Consider the following 21,392-nt stretch of genomic DNA (forward strand, 5'->3'; position numbering starts at 1 on the left):
AATAACTAAAGGGCAACAAACTAGCCCCTTAGTTATATTTACTTAGGCTTTCAAACCTTTCATAACTTCGCTAGGCTTCATAGGTAAATCACGTAAACGCACGCCTACAGCGTTAAATATTGCATTCCCTATTGCAGGCGCAACACCTATCACCCCAGGCTCACCTAAACCAACTGGAAACTCATCACTTTGTAAAAACTCGATGTCCATATCTGGCACATCTTGCATTCTAAGTGGTAAATAAGTATTGAAGTTAGTTGCCGATACTTGCCCATCTTTATACGTATTTGACTCATGTAATGCAAGGCTACTGCCCCACAATAACGAACCTTCCACTTGTGCTAATGCACCATCTGGATGAACAATTAGTCCCGCATCCACCACAACGTACAGTTTTTTAAGGGTTATTTTGCCGCTTTCACGATTAACATGAACATGCGCTGCGGTTGCAAGCCATGCTGGCATTGTACGTTCCTGACCAGAACTGACAGAAAAACCGATACCTTCATCTTGACCAAGCTTAACAGCGGCGACTTTGGCTGATACTTTTTGAAGCACATTTCGTAAGCGTAGCGCGCCGCCTACACTTTCGGGCGCTTTACCTGCTTGTTTACCTTTACCATCTAGCATGTCAATTCTAAATTGAACCGGATCTTTGCCCTGCTTATGCGCTATTTCATCAATAAACGACTCAAGACTCCACGCAATCCAACCAGGTCCAACTGAGCGCAGCCAACCCGGTGTAAATGTACTTTGTGCTATCTCGTTATTAATGGCACGTGCGCGGTGGCTACTCATGCTATACCAATGATCCGAGCCCGATGCTGAAAATGCATCAAACTTACCATTACCATCAACCCCTGGAGATAAAAACCCAGGTGCCATTGCTTTAGTAGGCCAGCCTGCAGCGAATGCATGTTCTAAACCAGTAAAGTTACCATTTTTATCAAATGATGCCGTCATTTTTGCAGCTGACGCAGAGCGAGACTGATCGAACAAGCTATCGTCTGCTCGGGTAAATACAAGCTTTACGGGTTTTCGAACGGCTTTTGCAGTGAGTGCAGCAGGGACGGTCCAATCACCAAATAAACGACGGCCAAAACCACCACCTAAGTAATAAGGACGTATGATGACTTTCTCTTGGGCTACTTCGAGCGCTTTTGCAATTGCAGGTAACGTGAGTGATTGCCATTGGTTACCGGTATGAATAATCCATTGCCCGTCTTTGTATTCAGCCAGCGCATTAAGCGGCTCTAGCTGGTAATGACTTGCCGTAGCCGTGGTGTACATCGACTCTAATGATTCATTGGCATCGGCTTGTGTTTTTTTAATATCGCCTTCATCTACAAATAATGTGCCTGAGTCAGGTTGCTCACACAATCGTTTACTTTCGTTTTGAATATCGGCTTCAGTTATATTGGCTGTTTTGCCTTTTTTATAGCTTACTTTTATTGCATCAACAGCTTTAATAGCGCTTGGGTAATTATCAGCTAATACAACAACCCAGCCTTGAATGGTTTCGCTTGGATCGTTCAAAACTTCGAAACCTTTATAACCCTTAATTGCTTTTGCTGCACTATCGTCAACGTTAGTCACTGTGCTGCCATAACGCGTTGGTGGTATAACTGGGCGCGCGTACAGCATGCCTTCTACTTCTACGTCAATGCCGTAAACGGCTGACCCATTTGTTTTAGCGGGTATATCAAGCGCTTTAAAGTCTTGTTTTAGCCCAGTTAAATGACGCTTATTAGCCGATTTTAATGGCAGCTTTGCTACTTCTTCACTACTAAAAGTACGGTTAAATTCACCTTTTTTAACTATGTCAGCGTAACTTACCGATTTATCACCTGCTATAATATGACCTTTTTTGGCGTGGCATTTACTCGCCGGCACTCCAAGCATGGCAGCCCCTGCATCTATTAATGCAATTCTGCCCGCTGCGCCTGCTTGTGATAGCGGCTTAAAGCTTTGAAATACTGACCACGAACCACCGGTTACCATGTAACCCCATTTTTCGTGAGTATCTACATAAGTAATAGATACTTTATCCCAGTCACACTCAAGCTCATCGGCTACTATACGCGCAAGTGCAGTACCAATATGTTGGCCCATTTCAGCTTTAGCAATGCTCACTTCAACAGCACCTTCAGTGCTCATAGTCCACCAAATAGTAGGTGAAAAAGCTTGCTGTGTGATTGACTCTTTAGCACTCAACGAGCCTGAAAACAGAGCCGGTGCAAATGCCATCACCAAACCTGCGCTCGCAGTACCAATCATAAACGAGCGACGATTTAAATTAACGGTTTCGCTATTTTTTTGAAATAATTTTTTCATTACAGGCTCCAGTTAAGCGTCTTGGGCATTTGGATCAAAAATGTTTACAACACTTTGAGATTCATCAGCAGCGCGTTGAATCGCCGTTTTTATTCGCTTATACGCCATACAACGGCAGTAGTTACCATTCATGTGGCTAACTATTTCTTCATCTGTTGGATTTGGGTTAGCAGCGAGTAATGTTGCTGCTTGCATTATTTGCCCTGACTGACAGTACCCGCATTGTGGCACTTGCTCTTCAACCCATGCCTTTTGAAGTGGGTGTTCGTTATTTAGCCCTTCGATTGTAGTAATAGCTTTACCCGCAATAGCACCTATTGGCAGTACACAAGAGCGCGTAGCTTGCCCATCTAAATGCACCGTACATGCACCACACATTGCAATACCGCACCCAAACTTAGTACCTTTTAGCCCAATTTCATCGCGTATAACCCATAACAGTGGTGTATCTTCACTTGCGTGAGATTCAACCACTTTGCCGTTAATTGTAAATGTCACCATAACTTGCCCCTTGATTAATACCTTAAGTTTTAAGCTAACTTCTATTAAAACTTATATAATTTAATTTCTATTGCGTGCTTATAATTCATGCTTAGATAAAAAATCACTTAACTGCTCTTGCGTATCTATGTCTAATTTTGCATGGCTTATATTAATTGTATTTACTATTTCGTTTTTACTGCGCAGTAAATGCTGTGCTCCCTTGTCTGAAGTTAAGCTTGCAAGCTTGGATAAATCAACAGCTGGGAATATAGCAGGAACACCTAAGCGCTCCCCATAATCTGCACACCAGCGTGAAGGTGTTTGCGTAAACCCCTTAACTAGCTCACTTAAATGCTGCGTTTGTAATTGCACCTGATCGCACAACATAAACAAAAAACCATCGTAGTTATTTATCTTAGAAACAACCTCAGACGCAGTTGCAATACTGCCGCCTAACCCTTTATCCCACTGTTTGTTTTCAATAAGCTGAATATTTGTATAACCACAAAGTGCTTGTTCAATTTCTTTATGCCAAGCACCTGTAACAACATACACAGGTGAGTCATCAAGTGCCTGAAGCGTTTTAACAGCTCGCTCAATCATGGTTTGTCCAAAGCCCACATTAGCGATTAATTTACAGCCTTTAAAACGTGATGATTGCCCAGCGGCTAAAATTACTTTTGCAATTAGCACGCTTCTTGCCCCCAATGACTTAATGATTGCGCATTTTTATTACTAAGCACTGCATGTATTTCACTTATTAGCGAAAGCGCAATACTTTCGGGAGAGTCCCCCCCTAAATTTAACCCTACAGGCCCAAATACTGGCGCGTATATACTCTTAATTGAGGTATTAGCGTGTTGTAAAACTTGCTCTCGCCTATGTGCAGGGCCTAATAAACCTATGTATTTAAATGGTAAGTTTGCAATCTGTTTAAGTACACTGGCATCTAGTTCTACGCTATGAGCCATTAATATGGCCGCATCAACTTTGTGCTTTTCACAATATGCTTTTAATTCGCTTGGTGGGCTGCGTAAAATAGCATCAGCATTTTTAAAGTATTCCCTTTTTGCATTAGCTGCGCGTGTATCCCACACACTCACACTCCAGCCAAGCTGTTTTGCTAACGCATAAACAGGAACTGCATCAGCCCCTCCTCCCACAATTAATAAATGAGGGGGTGGATAAATAGAGGTTTGAAGCCATGTTGCGTTATTGATTTCAACGAGTTTAGCTTTTCGGTTCATCGATAAGTCGTGTTGCTCATCATTTTGTGTAAACGCACCACTACCTTGGGGTAAAACTGGAGTAACTTGTTGGGAGTATTGACCGGGCTTGTTGTCACTCAATGCTGTAAAAACATGACCTAATTGCAAGTATTCATTATTTTTATGAACAGGCTGCAACAATATATGCACAATGCCACCACAACCAATGCCAAGTTGAAATGTTAAATCGTCCTCATCGGTTGCATCATAACTAATTGTTTTGCTTATTAACGTGCTCATTACTTGCTTAGCATGGCGCTGAATATCTGCCTCTAAACATCCACCTGAGAGCATACCTAATCGTTGCCCTAGACTCGATATAAGCATCATAGCGCCTAGTTTTCTGTAACTAGAGCCTTCTATTTTGTATAAGGTTGCTAACACCCACTCCTGGGTATCTTTTTGTACATGCCAAGTATTTAAAATACTTTTTAAATCGGTAACCATATATTGCCTTTACTAAAACGTTCTCTGTGGCTAAAAAAATAACAAAACAGTTAATAAATAAGCTATTCAGTAATTTAGCCTTGTATTATATCGTCTAAGGTCTCAATTAACTCATCAAATTGATCATTTACGCTTTGTCGTTGCTTATCACTTAGCGTTGTATTTAATTGGTACAGTAAATCAATGTATAAATTGAGGTTTTGCTCATTGGTCTTAAGTAGCGTGTCGCTCATATAGCGCTCACGTTCTTTTATTACTGTACTTAACTGAGCAATTAGTTCGTTTTGGGTTAAGTCTGTGTTTTCAAATATCTCAATAGCCACGTTTAAACGATTTTGCTTGTACGCTAACCATAATGCTTTTGAGTCTTTGTGCTGCTCGTTGGCTTTAGTTATTAATGTTTTTTGCTGTGTAGTTAATTCATCAACCCATTTTTCATAATATTCAAATTGCGCCTCTAGTCGCTCATTTTTTCGCTCAAGCAGAGACTTTTCGTTAAACTCCTCTCGCTCTTCGTTTATTTGATTTTGAATATTACTTAGTAGCTCACCCCGCTGATCATTTGACAGGGTTGCCCCAAGTTCAGCTAAAGGCATGTGCGCGTATTCAAGTAGGTTTTGCCAATGTTTTTTGGCAAAAATCACCTGTTTTTTTAATTGCTTGGTGCTTAGCGTGCTGTTAAAAAGCGACTTAATGTTTTGAATATCTTGTTTGTAAGCAGGCAGCTGGGTACTTCTGTGCCACGCTTGGGTTGTAGTAATAATCTCTTTGAGCTGCTTATTTTGTGTTTTATTTAAATCGATATAATCATCGACCCAAAATGACGAAAGCCAGCTCAAGTTGTTGTATGTGAATGAAGCTGAACAGCTACACAAAAACACCATGCTAATAGCAAAACACGAACGCATTATTTTTTTAGTTATAAAGTTATTAAACATCCCAGTCCTTATTTTGAATTTTATGGTCATGGCAATACTAATTAACCTGAACGCTGAATAATAAGCCAATCTCTAGCAGCTATTTTCAGCGCTAACTGTGTTGAATATAGCTGCTAGAGAAAATAAATTTAAATACCACCATAGCTCAATACATTAGATAATCTCTTAACAAAAAAACAGGTTAATCAGTAATAGTTATCATTTATATATTGACTTACGTTTTAATCTAACTAATAATCATTATCAATAAAGCGTACCGACCTCAGTGCCTATGGAAGCGTATACAGCAAGGATGCTGACACATTAAACACAAAATCGCTGCGCTTTGTACTATTACTCGGTTCTAGTAATAGCATAAGAATCACATTTACTTGCTACATTGCTCATATTAGTGACGGTTAATATGACTCTAAAAAGCCCTAACGGGCTTTTTTATTTTATTAAATTTTCTGTAATATCTGTGCCTTACACATCGTAAGCCTATATACTTAGCTTAATATTGAGTTGTATACAAAGGTACGACTAATACACTTTTTCTTACAAGTGTTCGCCTTGTGTTTTTATTAAAGCAGGCGTAAAACATACCTGTATGCACTCATTTTTGCATTTAATCAAAGTAACCGATTTAGTCATTGTGTATTAAACGTTTATAATCTTAAAAAAGTGCAAAAATTTATAAATTAGTATTTAAACCAATTCGCTCAATTAAAAAATCTACTTTGAGGCAAAAATTTCGTGCTTTAGTTGTTCTATATAAGAACGATTAACGGCATTAGCGTCAAATTTAACTCCTTAAGTTAATTGAGTATTATGGCGAATTGGTATTTCTCAACCCGAACTCTGGTTACTAAATAACCGTTACTGATTGGAGGCATGAATATGTCGCAGTTTAATTTAAAAGCACTCGTTCTTGCAGGCGTATTACTCGCTAGCCCTTTTGCTAATGCAACGTTGGAAGATGGTATAAGAGCCGCTAACGAAGGTGAATTTGCAGTCGCCCTAAAAGAATTTGAATACCTTGCAGATAAAGGCTTTGCCCCGGGAATTTATGAGCTAGGCAAACTGTACGAAGGTGGATACGGTGTAACACGCGATTACTACAAAGCCGCATCGCTTTATCAACAAGGTGTTAAAAAGAATCACCCTGATTCTATGTTTGCCCTTGCCGTTTTATACGACGAAGGTAAAGGCGTAAAGCTTGATCATCAAATGGCTGTGAGTTTATTTGAAAAAGCCGCTAAAAAGAATTTGCCTGCTGCACAGTTTAACTTAGGCGTAATGTACTCAAACGGCGTAGGCGTTACACGTGATTATAAGCAAGCGCGCACTTGGTACGAAAAAGCCGCCGCGAATAATTACTCATTAGCACAGTTTAATTTAGCGCTTATGTATTTTGAAGGTTTAGGTATGCCAAAAGATTTAGAAAAATCGTATATTTGGAACACAATTGCAGAATATAACGGCAACATGGAAGCAAGCCATAGCCGTAAGCTCGATGAGCGTAAAATGCTACCTAAAGAAATTGAAGAAGCAAAAGAAAAAGCTGATGCAATTTATGCCAAGATACAAGCAGGTACCTACGCGGGTGAAGGTCGCTTATTCTAAATTAATAAGCATTGCAGATAGTAAAAAGGCTGAATTACTTGTGTAGTTCGGCCTTTTTAATTTAATACCTTATTGTTTATTATTTAATATAAAGCCACTTTAATAATTTAATAATAAGTTTACTTTGCTTAAGTAACAAACCAATACGCGGGTTAAATGAGCCCGAAACCAACGTATTCTTTGCATGACTAAACGTCAAAAAACCTTCAACACCATGATAATGCCCCATGCCTGAATGCCCTACTCCACCAAAAGGTACATCGTCAGCGGTTACTTGTACTAAAGTATCGTTAACGGCAACGGTGCCGCTAAGCGTTTGCTTCATAATATAGTCTTGGGCTTCTTTGTCTTGACCCAAAATATAAAGCGCTAACGGATGATGATTTGCCTTAATATAATCAATGGCGCTATCAAGCGTCTCGTAGCTCATTATTGGTAGTATTGGACCAAATAACTCATCTTGCATTAAATTCATTTCATCAGTCACTTGAGTCACTAAATGCAGCCCCATTCGATGCTTTTCTGCATCTTGCTGATTTTGATCAAGGGGTTTAATGATGTTTGCGCCAAGCGCTTGTGCTTGCTCTAAATAACTTGATAACCGTTTGTAGTGTGCATCGCTAATAATTGAGGTTAAATTTTTACCTTCTACACCGTCTTTAAAGTGCTTTTTGTAGAGTTCGCACAGTTGTTGAATCAACTGATGTTCAAGCGCTTTTGGTACAAATACGTAATCCGGAGCTACACATATTTGTCCAGCGTTAGCCATTTTTCCAAATAATAAAGCTTGGGCTGCTTTTTTGATATCTGCATTTTGGGTAATTATAACGGGTGATTTTCCACCAAGTTCAAGTGTTACTGGCGTTAAATTACGACTGGCAGAGGCCATAACTAACTTGCCAACACTTGTTGAGCCTGTGAATAAAATATGAGCAAAAGGGAGCGACGAAAATTGCGTTGCAACATCACTGCCGCCTTGTATTATTTTACAGTGCGCTTGCATGTCATCTTTAAATATTTGTTCAATTACAGCATTAGTGTGAGGCGTAAATTCACTGAGCTTTAGCATCACTTTATTACCTGCGGCTATGGCTGTAAGTACAGGTACTAGCGCTAACTGAATTGGGTAGTTCCATGGCGCAATAATCCCCACGACCCCTTTAGGCTGGTAATTAACACTTACCTTGGAAGGCCATAAACTTAAACCCACTGAACGATTGCTTGGCTTGGCCCATTTAGGTAACTTTTTTATAATGTGGGCAAGTGTTTGTACTGTAGGCAGTATGTCGCCAAGTAAAGTATCGAATGCGGTCCGATAACCAAAATCTTTTGAAACGGCATCCACCAGCTGTTGCTCTCGTTCAACAATACGGGCGCGTAATGTTTTTAACACAGCAATGCGTTTATTGACTGCTAAATAGGGCGTCTTGTTAAAGCTCTGTTGTAATTCATCAAACTGGGAAGTTAAAGGCTGTGCGTCGGATGTGTCAGTGCTCAAAATAGGTTACTCAGTATTTAAAGTTATGCAGAACTATAACCTTGTTCTGTTTTTCGAGCAATAACACTAACTAATGTGAATAAATAGCAGCCTAAATTAAATTTTAGGCTGCTCATATGGTTGGTTGGAAGCAGAAATTTAGCGTTTAAAAGCTGAAAACGTTGGCTGCTATGGTCATTGTTACTATAGTGATCAGTACAATTGCCACAATATTAAGCACAAAACCCGCACGTATCATGTCTCGCATTTGTAGTTGACCTGAACCAAAAACAATAGCGTTAGGTGGTGTAGCTACAGGCATCATGAATGCACAGCTACATGCAATAGCTGCGGGAATTACCCATACTAACGGTGAACCTGTTATAGACTCAGCTACGGGGCCTAATAATGGTAAAAAACCTGCGGCTGTTGCGGTATTACTTGTGATCTCAGTTAAAAAAGTAATTAAGGCAACAACAACCAGAACACTCATAACCAGTGGAATTGCGCTTGCACCTTCAATCATGTGAGCAATAAACTCTGCCAGCCCAGACGATTTGATTTGCGATGCAAGAGTAAGCCCACCGCCAAATAATAACAAAACGCCCCAAGGTACTTCAGATGCATGTTGCCAATCAAGAATTCGCTCATCACTGCCTTTATTTGCAGGCATAACAAATAAAAGTAACGCCGCTGCAATGGCAATTGCAGTATCCGAAATTTTAAGCCCTGTAACTTCACCTAATAAAGGTCTAAAAATCCAACAAAGGGCAGCTAAAACAAATACAAACAATACGCCTTTTTCTGCACGTTGCATTATTCCTAGATTTTTTAACTGCTCTGAAAATACCGCTTTGGTATCAATCTTTTCATTGTTGTCTACTGTTTTATCCACTTTATAAGCAAACTTAGTAAGCCAAACCCAGCTTATAATTAGCATGCTTAAAGACAGCGGTACACCGATGATCATCCACTGTGCAAAACCAATCTCTATTTGATAGCTATCAGACAAATAAGCGGCCATTAATGCATTAGGCGGTGTACCAATTAAGGTTGCAATACCGCCTATGCTTGCACCGTATGCTATCGATAATAATAATGCCTTACCAAATCCTTCATTACTTGGATCTGATTGTGTTACTAAATGCGTAATAGACAGTGCAATCGGTAACATCATAACGGCCGTAGCAGTGTTTGACATCCACATAGATAAAAATGCGGTGACAAGCATCATCGCTAAAATTTGTAAACTTGGTTTTTTACCTGCATACAACATGGTACTTAGCGCAATGCGCTTGTGTAGCCCCCAGCGCTCCATAGCAATAGAAATTAAAAAGCCACCTAAAAACAAAAAGATCAAAGGATGTGCGTACGGCGCAGCGACACTTTTTATTGCAGCTATGTCCGCCAAGGGGGATACAACCAAAGGGAGCAATGCAGTTGCCGGAATTGGCACTACTTCGCTCACCCACCACGATGCCATCCAAAATGCTAAACCTGCCGTTTTAAATGCAGCAACCGACATACCCGTCGGTGGGTCGAGTAAACATGTTAATAGCATTACTAAAGGGCCCAGTACTAAAAAAAGCCATTGCACATGTTTGTTTTTATCTGGTTCTTGAGTCAGTATATTGTCTGTCATTGTCAGCCTCTAAAACTTGTACTTAAGACCAAGCGCAACACTGTTGTCGTCTTGCTCTTCTAAATTAAGGTCAGTATATAAAAGGTAAGCCGTAGTTTGCTTATCAAACACATAATCAAGGCCAGTAGTCCATTGTTTTGCCTCTGAGTCTTGGCGAAGTGTTGAGTCATCTTTGGCAAATTGAATTTTAGGTACCCATTTATCAAAAATGTAACTAGCACTTAGTACATAACCATTTCCCGATTTTGACCCATCCACAGATTCTGAATGTTGGTATAGTGCACCTAGCTGTAATTGTTCAAACTTATAAACGCCCGCCACTCTGCTTGCTGTAATATTATTTAGTGAATCAACATGACTGAGTGATAAGTAGTATGAGGTATTTTTTAAGCTACGATCACCATAAATAAGGGTTGCAGCAAATCCGGCTTCATTATCTTTGTTATCGTCTTTAGGAGCATAAGTAAACGAAAACTGGGTATTGTGCCAATACTTAGACGTGTATGTTAGCGTATCACCGAGCCTGTCTTGACCTGCAATAACTTGAGCCATGTCGCCTTGTGTTTCGTTAAAGTTATCAACTTTACCCTCTGAGTATTTAAACCGAGTATCGTTTCTTCCCACAACGAGCTCGCCAAACTGCCCTTTTAAGCCAAGGTATGTATTTCTTGCACTAAAGGGCTCTTCGGTATCGTCTTGCTCAAAGCCTTTAACTTGCACCTCGTATTTATAAACAACGTTAAAATATTCATTTAATGTGTGTTGGCCTTTAATACCAATACGTGAGAATGGTGCTTCAATCTGCGTGCCTTCATCTGCATAACGCATAATGCCGGTGTCGGTATTAGCAATTTGAACCTCAGCTTTACCATAAATTGAATATTCAGCGGCGTTAGCTGAATATGCGCAAAGTGCCATACTAGTAAGTGAACTGAGAAAAATAGTAGAGTGTGTAAGCTTTTTCATTATGTGTCCTAATTATTATAATCTACTTGTTGTCAGGCCCAATAACGCAACTTTACTGCCAATAGTTAAATATCAAATAATTACAACAGCTTACTATGATATAAAGATTATAAAGAGGAGAAATGTGTGGTTTTCCACACATCAAAATACACACACTGTCACATAAACCACACAATTTAATCTATAAACATATCGCGGTTTAAATTATATTTACTCATTTTGTCGTAAAGAGTTTTACGGGCGATTTGTAGTGTATCCATGGTGTTTTTAATACTTCCATGATTACGCTCCAGCGCCTCTTCTATTAATGATTGCTCATAAAACGCTACTTTTTCAGATAAATTTAAATCGGGTGAAAGCTCACCTTTAGGCTGTGTGTGGCTAACACTAAATGCAAGGTCTACCCCTAATAAAACAGCGCGCTCAGCTTGGTTTCTAAGCTCTCTTACATTGCCTGGCCAATCGTATGCTAATAATCGCTGCTGTATTTCACTATTGAGGGGGGCTGGCGGCTTATGGTAGCGTGTTGCGGCAATAGAGCTAAAATGCTTAAACAGTAATACTATGTCGGCTTTTCGAGCTCTAAGTGGCGGTATGTCTACTTTTACTAAGCTTAATCGATAATACAAATCAGCTCTAAATTCACCTTTTTCAACCAGCGAGAGTAAATCAACCTTTGTTGCCGCTACAATACGTATGTCTAAATTAATGGGGGTGTTTTCACCTACAGGGGTGACTTTACGCTCCTCTAATACACGCAGTAACTTTACCTGTAATGACAAGGGTGTACTTTCAATTTCATCTAAAAATACGGTGCCGCCTTGTGCGTATTCAAACTTACCTTTTCTTGCATGCGTAGCGCCCGTATATGCACCACTGGCCGCACCAAATAACTCACTCTCGATTAGTTGCTCGGGTACCGCACCGCAATTTATAGCAACAAAGTTACTTTCGCATCGAATGCTTTGATCGTGTAAATAACGTGCCACAAGCTCTTTGCCTGTTCCCGTTTCTCCTTCAATCATTACATCTGCCGGGGTGTCAATTACGGTATTAAGCAAATGCATCATGTCTTGCATTTTAGGCGTTTCGCCTAAAATTCGAACCCCAGGCGCTGACGTTTTTTTAACAGCAAGTTTGAGTGCTCGATTTTGTATCACTAAACTGCGTTTGTCACAAGCTCTTGCTATGCAATCAAGTAGCGTTTCGTTTACTGGCTTTTCAAATAAATCATAAGCACCTAACTGCATGGCTTTTACAGCAATAGTTACATCAGCATACCCTGTTAAAAATATGATAGGCAGTTCGCTGTCGAACGCCGTTACTTGCTCAAGCAGTGTCAGGCCGTCCATAGTAGGCATGTTTATATCGCTAAGTACAACGCCCATAAAACGTCGATTTAGCTTTGTCAGCGCTGTGCTTGCATCACTAAAACACTCAACAGTATAGCCTTCAAGAGTAAGTAACTGCTTTAATGAGTCTCTGATCATTGCTTCATCATCAATGACAACGATGTGCTTACACTGTGAGTTTTCAATCATCTGCTTCTTCCTGCGTGCTTGATAAACTAATTATAAACTCAGCCCCGCCTTGTAGTCGATTGTGGGCACTTAAAGAGCCGTTAAACGAATCAATAATTTGTTTTGAAATAGATAAACCAAGGCCTAATCCATTCCCTTCTTTAGTGCTATAAAAAGGTTCGAAAATATTGCCAAAGGCATGTTGCTCAATCCCAGGACCGGTGTCTAAAATTGAGAGTTTTACTCGATTTTCAAAGCATTCAACTTTAAAACTTAACTTACGTATTAGTGCACCATTCATCGCTTGGCTAGCATTGGTTATTAGGTTAACTAACACTTGCTCAAATTTAAGTGAGTCAACCCACACGATTAAGCTTCCCTCTAAATTAGGCTGCTCTACGTTTACGTTATCTTGCTTTAGTTGTGAGCTCGCAATCATTAAAGCGTTATTTAATAAACCAGATAAAGGGTATGGCCTTAGTTGAGTTTGTGATGGCTTACTAAAGTGCTTTAACTGACCAACTATTTTATGTACCCGTCCTACTAGCCCCTCAACTACCGTTATACTTTCAGCTAAAGCGGTATAATTTTGCTTAGCCAGCAACCGTTTGGCACTGGCAAGGTAAGTATTGATTGCGCTAAGTGGTTGGTTTATTTCATGATTAATGCCCGCGCTTAGTTGCCCAATGGTTGCAAGCTTTGCTGATTGAACAAGCGCTACTTGTGCCCTTTCAAGCTCTTGCGTTCGCTCAATAACCTTTTGCTCAAGGCTATGGCGTGAGTAAACTAGCTTTTTATAACCTGCAAAGCGCGCGAGTAAGCTATAACCTACAACAATAATTAAAGCGTAAATACTAGTGGCCCAAAAAAGTCGTGTTGATTGGGCCGCATTCACTTTTGTTATATCAACAAGCATATGCATACTTGCATTAAAATAACGCAATGGTTTTGTGGCACTTACATAACGTTTTTTATTAATTTTAAAATGTGAAATACCCTGGCTTATATACTGAGACTGTTTGATATATATTGGTTGGTGATCTAAATAAGCACGGCGTAATTTTATTTTTCTTCGCTTTGCTATATCAAACTCATTAAAGCTATTTAAGCGCCATGTTTGCATATCTGATATTGCTATCACATTATCGGGCAGCTCCAAGTAAAAATGACTCCCCTTAGATGTATTTAAAAGCTCTCTATCATTTTCGAATTTGCTTACATTCACTTTTAATACGACAACCCCAACAGCTTTATTATTATGATAAACCGCTTGTGAAAAATATATACCTCGCTCTTTTGAGCGCATACCCAGCGCAAAATAAGCAACTTTCTCACCAGCAAAGGCACGTTTAAAATAAGGCCTAAAAGCAAAATTACTCCCTAAAAATGTATAATCAGCCTGCCAGTTACTACTTGCTGTTACCTCACCTTGAGGGTTAAGCACAAATATATCGGATGCGCCACTTGCTTGCTGTATATCTGCTAAGTAGTTATTTATAGCGTTATAATGAGCGTGGTCCCCGTTTGCAAATTCAATCATTAATTGATTATAAGTTAACAGTTGAGGAATAGCTGAAAAGCGAGCAAGTTCGGTGTCTATATAATCATTTAATAAAGTAACTTGACGCTGTGCTTGAGCAGTTGCTTTCTCTAAATCGTGGGCACGTCCAGCCCAAAATGTAACAACTAAAATTAACACCAATAATAAACAAATTGTTATTATTTTTTTTGAATACGAAAACATGGCTGACCCGTAGAAATAGCCTTAATAATTTAAGGGCGCTAGTGTAACCACTTATATGAGGCAGGGATATAAACTTTTTGTTAACAAATGCATTTTATTAAGCACTTAGCGCTAATTTATACTAAAAAACAAAAAACGCCGTAAACAGTCATGCTTACAGCGTTTATCAAGCTAAAAAATAATAGTTTATTAATTTGTAGCGAGTGCCGGTCTATTCTTAATATATTTGTATAAGCCAATTAATGATGCGGCTATCCAAAATATTTCAATCACAAAACTAGCTAAATTAAAGTTATAACAAAGGCTAATTAACAACAATATTGCCCCTGTTAAGTTCATCATATTATACACTAAGCTGGTTGGGGATGTTTTACCAAGCTGTAGTAAAAAAAATGAGCCAACTACTAAAAAAGTACCTGTCATACCTATGATGTCAAATAAGAGTGCTATCACGCAACGATCCTTTATCCGTTTAAAAAACCCAAAAAACTGGCCCGATCCATGGGGAGGGTATTTTTTCATTCATTGAAACAGCAAAACCGGGCGATTCTATCAATATTGCGCAATCTCACAAGGGCATATGTCCGTATGCTCAACACTTAAGGTGGATGCTTATTTAAAGGTCACTTTTCCGCCAATAATTTTATATGCGGGTGTACCTCGAATAATCGTTTCTCGAGCAAACGGGCGGCTACAATTTGGGCAAATACACGCTTGGGATGTAAAATCTTGACTAATACGCTCTTTAAAACATTTAACCAGTGCGCCTTTGCCCCCTTTGCGATATTTAAATAGCGCAGCTTTACAGGCAGAGCAAAAAATATCGACCGTTTTAGTCGGTCCTTTTTTATTTGGTTTTGCCATTATTACCTTTCATGAGATGGGTGATTTAATTGTGGGTAGAGTAACAAATATATGTCAATCTCTAAAAAAGAATCGTCCGAGTTGCGATGAAAGAACATTCATATTGAATGGCTTAACAATAAACCCAGATACTTTTGCCTTTATTACTTGTTTAACAGTCTCAGCACTATCTTCACAGGTAACCATAAGTACAGGGGTATTGGCTAGTTGCTCGTTTTTTCGAATATTATCGAGCAAGTTTACGCCATTCATTTTTGGCATATGTAAGTCTGTTATAACTAAATCAAAATGCTGCTCATGTAGTAAGGCTAAGGCTTGAAGACCATCTGTTGCCTCTACTACATTACTATACTCGAGTTTTCTTAACATATTAATTAATACGTGGCGCATGAGTGGCATATCGTCAACAACTAGTATTCTCATCAATATGTTTACCATACCATTGTGGCTTATTGGCCCTTGAAGATTAAAATGGTCCTACCAGAAGGCGAGTTAATAGAGGCGCGAGGTTTATAACTTAATAACTAATTAAAAGCCCAATAACAAAAAGTAATCGCCTTTAGGGCACTCCCATAACGCTTGACCTATTTAGATAAAATAATAACTATGCTTTGATTAATTAACGTTACTTTAATAATAAACAACTACAAATATAACGCTCAAAAGCTTTTTATGGCCAAAGCCCCAATATAAGTCCCATTAAAGAAAACTGCATTACATAGTAGCTGCCATTGATCAAAAACAGTTTTAAGGGTCGTTGTTCAAAGATATAACTTAGCCCTAAAGAGCTACACACCCAAAATAATCCAATAGCAAAACCAGTGCCTAAGCTTTCTCCAATACCGGCTTCTTGTCCTAAAAATAAAGCGAGTACGAGTGAAGCTATAAATGTTAATAAGAAGCTCCCAGCAAAAATAAGCCTAGGATCTGCTAATTGTAAATCTTGTTCCGTTAACCCACTATTTTCAAGCCATGCATTTTTAAAAAGTATCTTTGAATACCATACTGCACCAAGCATAAAAGATGACAGCGAAGCCACCAAAATAGCAAAGTAATTCACATCCGTAAAATTCATACATAGCCATAAAACTTAACGCTTAAGGTAGTTTGAATGTAGTTAACAATAGCTAATGCAGCAAATTCACAACACAAAATTTATGTTGTTTACTCAAAGAAGTGTATTAATAGGGATTAAAAATCTGCAAACTTTGCGTTAATAGTGGATGCTAAATCCTGTGGCGAAAGCGCAATTTCTAGCCCTCGCTTACCCGCACTAACATAAATTTTGTGCATACTTAACGCACTTGAATGTATAAACGTGGTTAAGCGTTTTTTTTGCCCAAGTGGACTAACGCCCCCTAAAATGTAACCCGTTGCAGCTTGCACCTTGGAAGCCGCTGCCATTGCAACTTTTTTAGTACCACACACCTTTGCAAGTTGCTTTAGTTGTACTTGCTGTGTAACAGGCGTTATTGCCACTATGAGTTGCCTTTCGCTTGTTTCAAGTACTAAGGTTTTAAAAACGTGTGCACTATTAAGGCTTAACTTTTCGACGGCCTCTTGCCCATAGTTACTATTATTAGCATCATGCTCATAACTAAGTACTTCAAATGTGATGCGCTTTTTTTTTAGAAGCTCTATTGCAGGTGTCATTTACTAAACCATTTAGTGTTAAAGAAACAAAATAACATTAATTTTGAACAAAAAAAACGGCGCTATCAAGCACCGTTTTTTATAATTTTTCAATTACTAATTACTTAGTTAAATCATCAAAAAACTTTTTAACGCCATCAAAAAAGCCTTGCTCTTTAGGGCGGTTTTTTGAGCTGTCTTTGCCCATGCTTTCTTCTAATTCTTTAAGCAGTTCACGTTGACGCTCGTTTAAATTAACTGGCGTCTCGATCACAACTTTACAAATTAAATCACCTTGAGCGCCACTGCGCACAGACTTAACACCTTTTCCACGCATACGGAACATTTTACCCGTTTGTGTTTCTGAAGGTATTTTAAGTTTTGCACGGCCATCAAGTGTAGGCACTTCAATTTCGCCACCAAGGCCTGCTGTAGTAAAGCTAATAGGTACTTCGCAGTACAGGTTGTTAGCTTCACGCACAAATATTTTATGTTCACGTACAGATACTTGAACATACAAGTCACCTGCAGGCGCACCATGCATACCCGCTTCGCCTTCGCCAGTTAGACGAATACGGTCGCCAGTATCTACGCCAGCTGGAATTTTAACTGAAAGCGTTTTAGTTTTCTCAACTCGCCCTTGACCATGACATTTATTACAAGGGTCTGAAATAATTTGACCTTGGCCCTGACACGTAGGACATGTTTGCTGAACCGCAAAAAAGCCTTGGCGCATTTGAACCTGACCAGCACCATGACATGTAGGACATGTTTTTGGTTTAGAACCTGCTTTTGCACCACTGCCATCACATGGGTCACAACTTACCCATGTAGGCACTTTAATTTCTACTTCTTTACCACGAACAGCCTCTTCAAGGCTTAAATCCATGTTGTAACGTAAGTCAGATCCACGTTGTTGACGAGATTGACGTCGGCCACCGCCGCCACCAAATATATCACCAAACACATCACCAAAAATATCACCAAAATCACCTTGACCACCGCCAAAGCCACCATGACCGCCGCCACCGCCTTGTTCAAAAGCAGCATGGCCGTATTGGTCATACATTTGACGTTTTTGATCGTCAGTTAAAATCTCGTACGCTTCTTTAACTTCTTTAAACTTAGTTTCAAGTTCTTTATCGCCTGCGGTACGATCTGGATGATATTTCATCGCTAAGCGTTTATACGCTTTTTTTATGTCTCGCTCACTCGCATCTTTGCTTACGCCGAGGACTTCGTAATAATCGCGTTTTGACATATCTATCACACTACTCTTTTCTGTTTGCAGCTAGGCTGCTTGATAAACCGATAAATCGTATCGATTTACCATCTAATTTACATGCAAAAGGCGCGTCAAGCTTTAGCCTGCGCGCCTCAATTGTTCATCCTAACTTAAACACTTAACTGAGTCATTGTATTTAAGTTAGCTAGAAGCTCAGCAAACAATTACTTGTCGTCTTTTACTTCTTCGAACTCTGCATCAACTACGTCGTCATCTTGCTTCGTAGATTGCTGCTGTTGCTCGCCAGCGTCTGCGCCGCCTTGTTGAGCTTTAGCTTGTGCAATTTCCATAAGCTTTTGAGACTTTTCAGCAAGCGCTTGCGTTTTAGCTTCAATTTCAGCTTTATCATCGCTCTTAATTGCAGCTTCTAGGTCAACAACAGCCGCTTCAATCGCTTCTTTGTCTTCACTTGGAAGTGCATCACCCGCTTCTTCAACTTGCTTACGAGTGCCGTGAACCATTGCATCAGCTTGGTTACGAGCAGCTACTAGCTCTTCAAATTTCTTATCGTCTTCGGCATGCGCTTCTGCATCACGAACCATTTTTTCAACTTCTTCATCGCTTAAGCCTGAAGATGCTTGAATCGTGATTTTTTGCTCTTTACCTGTATCTTTATCTTTAGCAGATACATGTAAGATACCATCGGCATCAACATCGAATGTTACTTCAATTTGTGGAGTACCACGTTGTGCAGGACGAATACCTTCTAGGTTAAATTGACCTAGAGATTTGTTATCGCTTGAACGTTTACGCTCACCTTGTAACACATGAATTGTTACCGCAGACTGGTTATCTTCTGCTGTTGAGAACGTTTGCGATTTCTTAGTAGGAATCGTTGTGTTTTTCTCAATTAGCGCAGTCATTACTGAGCCCATTGTCTCGATACCTAGAGATAATGGAGAAACATCAAGTAATAGTACGTCTTTAACGTCACCCGCTAAAACACCACCTTGAATTGCTGCGCCTACTGCAACTGCTTCATCAGGGTTAACGTCTTTACGTGGCTCTTTACCGAAGAACTCAGATACTGTTTTTTGTACTAGTGGCATACGTGTTTGACCACCCACTAGAATGATATCGTTGATATCGTTTACTGATAAATCAGCATCAGCTAGTGCACGTTTAAGCGGCTCAATTGACTTAAGAACTAAGTCTTCTACAAGTGACTCTAGCTTAGCACGTGTCAATTTCACGTTCATGTGCTTAGGACCAGTTGCATCAGCAGTTACGTACGGAAGGTTAACTTCTGTAGATTGTGCAGATGAAAGTTCAATTTTTGCTTTTTCAGCAGCTTCTTTAACACGTTGCATTGCAAGTGGATCAGTTTTTAAGTCTAAACCTTGATCTTTCTTGAATTCAGCTACTAAGTAGTTGATTACACGGTTATCGAAATCTTCACCACCTAAGTGAGTGTCGCCGTTTGTAGCAAGTACTTCAAATGTGTGCTCGCCTTCAACTTCATCAATTTCAATGATTGATAAATCGAAAGTACCGCCACCTAAGTCGTATACTGCAACAATGTTCTCGCCTTTGTTTTTGTCCATGCCGTAAGCAAGGGCAGCAGCAGTTGGCTCATTGATGATACGTTTAACTTCAAGGCCCGCAATACGACCAGCATCTTTAGTTGCTTGACGTTGTGAATCGTTAAAGTATGCAGGTACTGTGATTACCGCTTCAGTTACTTCTTCACCTAAGAAGTCTTCTGCAGTTTTTTTCATTTTTTTCAGTACTTCAGCAGAAATTTGTGGTGCAGCGCGTTTTTCGCCGCCCGCTTCTACCCATGCATCGCCGTTGTCAGCTTTAAGGATTTTAAAAGGCATGATGCCGATATCGCGCTGAACTTCTTCGTCTTCAAAACGACGACCAATTAAGCGTTTAATTGCAAACAGTGTATTTGTTGGGTTAGTAACCGCTTGACGTTTAGCTGGTTGACCTACTAAAGTTTCACCGTCTTGCGTGTAAGCGATAATAGACGGGGTTGTGCGATCGCCTTCCGCATTTTCAATTACGCGTGCTTTGTCACCATCAAGTACTGCAACACAAGAGTTTGTAGTACCTAAATCGATTCCAATAATTTTACCCATGAAATTTCTCCAACTTCTATATTCATTAATACGTTCGATGACATAGTAAATAGGGATGCGCCAAACTTAATTCAACTGTAAAAATGAAAATAATTTCATTTTTTATGATTTATTTAACAAATAACCCTATTTTTTATAAGGAATGGTGATTTTTGCGCCGCTGATGGTGGTTTTAAATACTGGTCTGACAAGTTTAGGTGTGTTATAAATTTATTAAATTGCACTATTTAAGGACTTCTTCATGCATTTTGAGCAATTACTTAGCCAAGCAACACACCTTGGTAAATCACAATCCGATAAAAATCACCAAACAATGCTGTTTCCTGCAAATTGGTGCCAAGGTCGTACGGCTTTTGGTGGACTTTCTGCAGCGCTGTTGTACCAAGCAATTAGAGGACAAGTAAACAAAGATCGCCGTTTACTTTCATTAAGCACTAATTTTGTTGGCCCGTTACTAGCCGATACCCCCTTTTCTTTATCTGTTGAAATACTCCGAGAAGGTAAAAGCAGCACGCAAGTACTCGCAAAAGCTATTCAAAACGAACAAGTGTGTGTAGTAGTACAAGCATGTTTTGCAAAAAACAGAGAATCGGGTGTTAATGTACCTGTATCAAAGTCTTTAGGTTTAAAGCCTGTGGATGAGCGTCATACACTACCTTTTATAAAAGGTCAGATGCCTGAGTTTTTTCAACATGTTGATTTATGCCCGCAACAAGGTGGTATGCCTTTTAGTAGTTCACACACATCGCATTTAGGTGGTTGGATGCGCTTTAAAAAAACGCCAGAACACATAACAGAAGCGCACGTAATTGCCCTTACAGATGCATGGCCACCCACATTATTACAAATGTTTAAACAACCCGCACCAGCAAGCAGTATGTCGTGGTATTTAGAATTTGTTCAATCACCGCATTTAGAACCTGGTGAATGGCTGGGTTTTGAGGCTATTACTCATCACTCAAAAGGTGGTTACGGATTAGAAGATGGCTGTATTTGGTCGCAATCAGGAGAGTTAATAGCCCTTACACGCCAAACTGTTGCTTTATTTGATTAACAGCAGGCCAAACACGTTTTGCTGTTTGGCCATTAGCAAGCTTATTAAT

19 protein-coding genes are annotated in these 21,392 nt (G+C 39.6%); 2 read left to right on the forward strand and 17 right to left on the reverse strand.

Translation table 11 applies throughout. From position 1 onward, the window contains the following. Positions 1-42: 42 nt before the first annotated feature. From J8L73_RS07995 to J8L73_RS08015, 5 genes are all read right to left on the reverse strand, one after another. On the reverse strand, positions 43-2,334 hold the full coding sequence (locus J8L73_RS07995) for a molybdopterin cofactor-binding domain-containing protein (RefSeq protein WP_211016020.1): 2,292 nt from the start codon (positions 2,332-2,334) through the stop codon (positions 43-45). A gap of 12 nt (positions 2,335-2,346) precedes the next feature. Further along, positions 2,347-2,835: a (2Fe-2S)-binding protein gene (locus tag J8L73_RS08000; RefSeq protein ID WP_210999677.1), complete on the reverse strand. Its 489-nt coding sequence runs from the start codon at positions 2,833-2,835 to the stop codon at positions 2,347-2,349. Positions 2,836-2,913: 78 nt separating this feature from the next. Beyond that, positions 2,914-3,510: a nucleotidyltransferase family protein gene (locus J8L73_RS08005; RefSeq protein WP_211016022.1), complete on the reverse strand. Its 597-nt coding sequence runs from the start codon at positions 3,508-3,510 to the stop codon at positions 2,914-2,916. Beyond that, complete coding sequence (locus J8L73_RS08010; RefSeq protein WP_211016024.1) at positions 3,504-4,532, reverse strand: XdhC/CoxI family protein; 1,029 nt, start codon at positions 4,530-4,532, stop codon at positions 3,504-3,506. Before J8L73_RS08010 ends, J8L73_RS08005 begins: the two co-directional genes overlap by 7 nt. A gap of 74 nt (positions 4,533-4,606) precedes the next feature. Continuing rightward, on the reverse strand, positions 4,607-5,470 hold the full coding sequence (locus J8L73_RS08015; protein WP_211016026.1) for a DUF6279 family lipoprotein: 864 nt from the start codon (positions 5,468-5,470) through the stop codon (positions 4,607-4,609). An 879-nt stretch (positions 5,471-6,349) separates the two neighbouring features. On the opposite strand from J8L73_RS08015, the gene J8L73_RS08020 reads away from it, so the two are divergent. Next, positions 6,350-7,075: a tetratricopeptide repeat protein gene (locus tag J8L73_RS08020; RefSeq protein ID WP_058549813.1), complete on the forward strand. Its 726-nt coding sequence runs from the start codon at positions 6,350-6,352 to the stop codon at positions 7,073-7,075. Positions 7,076-7,154: 79 nt separating this feature from the next. Here J8L73_RS08020 and J8L73_RS08025 read toward each other — a convergent pair whose 3' ends face one another. The 12 genes from J8L73_RS08025 to dnaK all read right to left on the reverse strand — a co-directional run bounded on the left by J8L73_RS08025 (position 7,155) and on the right by dnaK (position 20,289). Continuing rightward, positions 7,155-8,573: a coniferyl aldehyde dehydrogenase gene (locus J8L73_RS08025; RefSeq protein WP_211016028.1), complete on the reverse strand. Its 1,419-nt coding sequence runs from the start codon at positions 8,571-8,573 to the stop codon at positions 7,155-7,157. Positions 8,574-8,718: 145 nt separating this feature from the next. Continuing rightward, positions 8,719-10,194 carry an SLC13 family permease gene (locus tag J8L73_RS08030; RefSeq protein ID WP_211016030.1) on the reverse strand — a complete coding sequence of 492 codons (1,476 nt, stop codon included), beginning with the start codon at positions 10,192-10,194 and terminating at the stop codon, positions 8,719-8,721. Positions 10,195-10,203: 9 nt separating this feature from the next. Beyond that, complete coding sequence (locus J8L73_RS08035) at positions 10,204-11,112, reverse strand: porin (RefSeq protein ID WP_247659606.1); 909 nt, start codon at positions 11,110-11,112, stop codon at positions 10,204-10,206. A 224-nt stretch (positions 11,113-11,336) separates the two neighbouring features. Next, on the reverse strand, positions 11,337-12,701 hold the full coding sequence (locus J8L73_RS08040) for a sigma-54 dependent transcriptional regulator (RefSeq protein ID WP_211016053.1): 1,365 nt from the start codon (positions 12,699-12,701) through the stop codon (positions 11,337-11,339). Next, the gene (locus tag J8L73_RS08045; RefSeq protein ID WP_211016056.1) at positions 12,694-14,424 is read right to left on the reverse strand and encodes an ATP-binding protein; all 1,731 of its coding nucleotides are present in this window, start codon (positions 14,422-14,424) and stop codon (positions 12,694-12,696) included. Before J8L73_RS08045 ends, J8L73_RS08040 begins: the two co-directional genes overlap by 8 nt. 189 nt (positions 14,425-14,613) lie before the next feature. Next, on the reverse strand, positions 14,614-14,877 hold the full coding sequence (locus J8L73_RS08050; RefSeq protein ID WP_210999687.1) for a hypothetical protein: 264 nt from the start codon (positions 14,875-14,877) through the stop codon (positions 14,614-14,616). 159 nt (positions 14,878-15,036) lie between these two features. Continuing rightward, positions 15,037-15,288, reverse strand: a complete 252-nt coding sequence (locus J8L73_RS08055; RefSeq protein ID WP_211016058.1) for a hypothetical protein — start codon at positions 15,286-15,288, stop codon at positions 15,037-15,039. A gap of 54 nt (positions 15,289-15,342) precedes the next feature. Further along, positions 15,343-15,711 carry a response regulator gene (locus J8L73_RS08060; RefSeq protein WP_211016342.1) on the reverse strand — a complete coding sequence of 123 codons (369 nt, stop codon included), beginning with the start codon at positions 15,709-15,711 and terminating at the stop codon, positions 15,343-15,345. Positions 15,712-15,958: 247 nt separating this feature from the next. Next, complete coding sequence (locus tag J8L73_RS08065) at positions 15,959-16,363, reverse strand: DUF1761 domain-containing protein (protein WP_211016059.1); 405 nt, start codon at positions 16,361-16,363, stop codon at positions 15,959-15,961. 116 nt (positions 16,364-16,479) lie between these two features. Further along, the gene (gene ybaK, locus J8L73_RS08070; RefSeq protein ID WP_211016061.1) at positions 16,480-16,941 is read right to left on the reverse strand and encodes a Cys-tRNA(Pro) deacylase; all 462 of its coding nucleotides are present in this window, start codon (positions 16,939-16,941) and stop codon (positions 16,480-16,482) included. Between the two features lie 100 nt (positions 16,942-17,041). Beyond that, the gene (gene dnaJ / locus J8L73_RS08075) at positions 17,042-18,181 is read right to left on the reverse strand and encodes a molecular chaperone DnaJ (protein WP_211016063.1); all 1,140 of its coding nucleotides are present in this window, start codon (positions 18,179-18,181) and stop codon (positions 17,042-17,044) included. 188 nt (positions 18,182-18,369) lie between these two features. Beyond that, the gene (gene dnaK / locus J8L73_RS08080) at positions 18,370-20,289 is read right to left on the reverse strand and encodes a molecular chaperone DnaK (RefSeq protein ID WP_210999692.1); all 1,920 of its coding nucleotides are present in this window, start codon (positions 20,287-20,289) and stop codon (positions 18,370-18,372) included. Positions 20,290-20,530: 241 nt separating this feature from the next. Between dnaK and J8L73_RS08085 the strand changes: the two genes are divergently transcribed. Next, a complete protein-coding gene (locus J8L73_RS08085) occupies positions 20,531-21,343 on the forward strand; it encodes a thioesterase family protein (RefSeq protein ID WP_211016065.1) in 813 nt (270 codons plus the stop codon). Positions 21,344-21,392 lie beyond the last annotated feature (49 nt).

This window comes from Pseudoalteromonas sp. MMG006, from assembly GCF_018101025.1.
Taxonomy (GTDB): domain Bacteria; phylum Pseudomonadota; class Gammaproteobacteria; order Enterobacterales; family Alteromonadaceae; genus Pseudoalteromonas.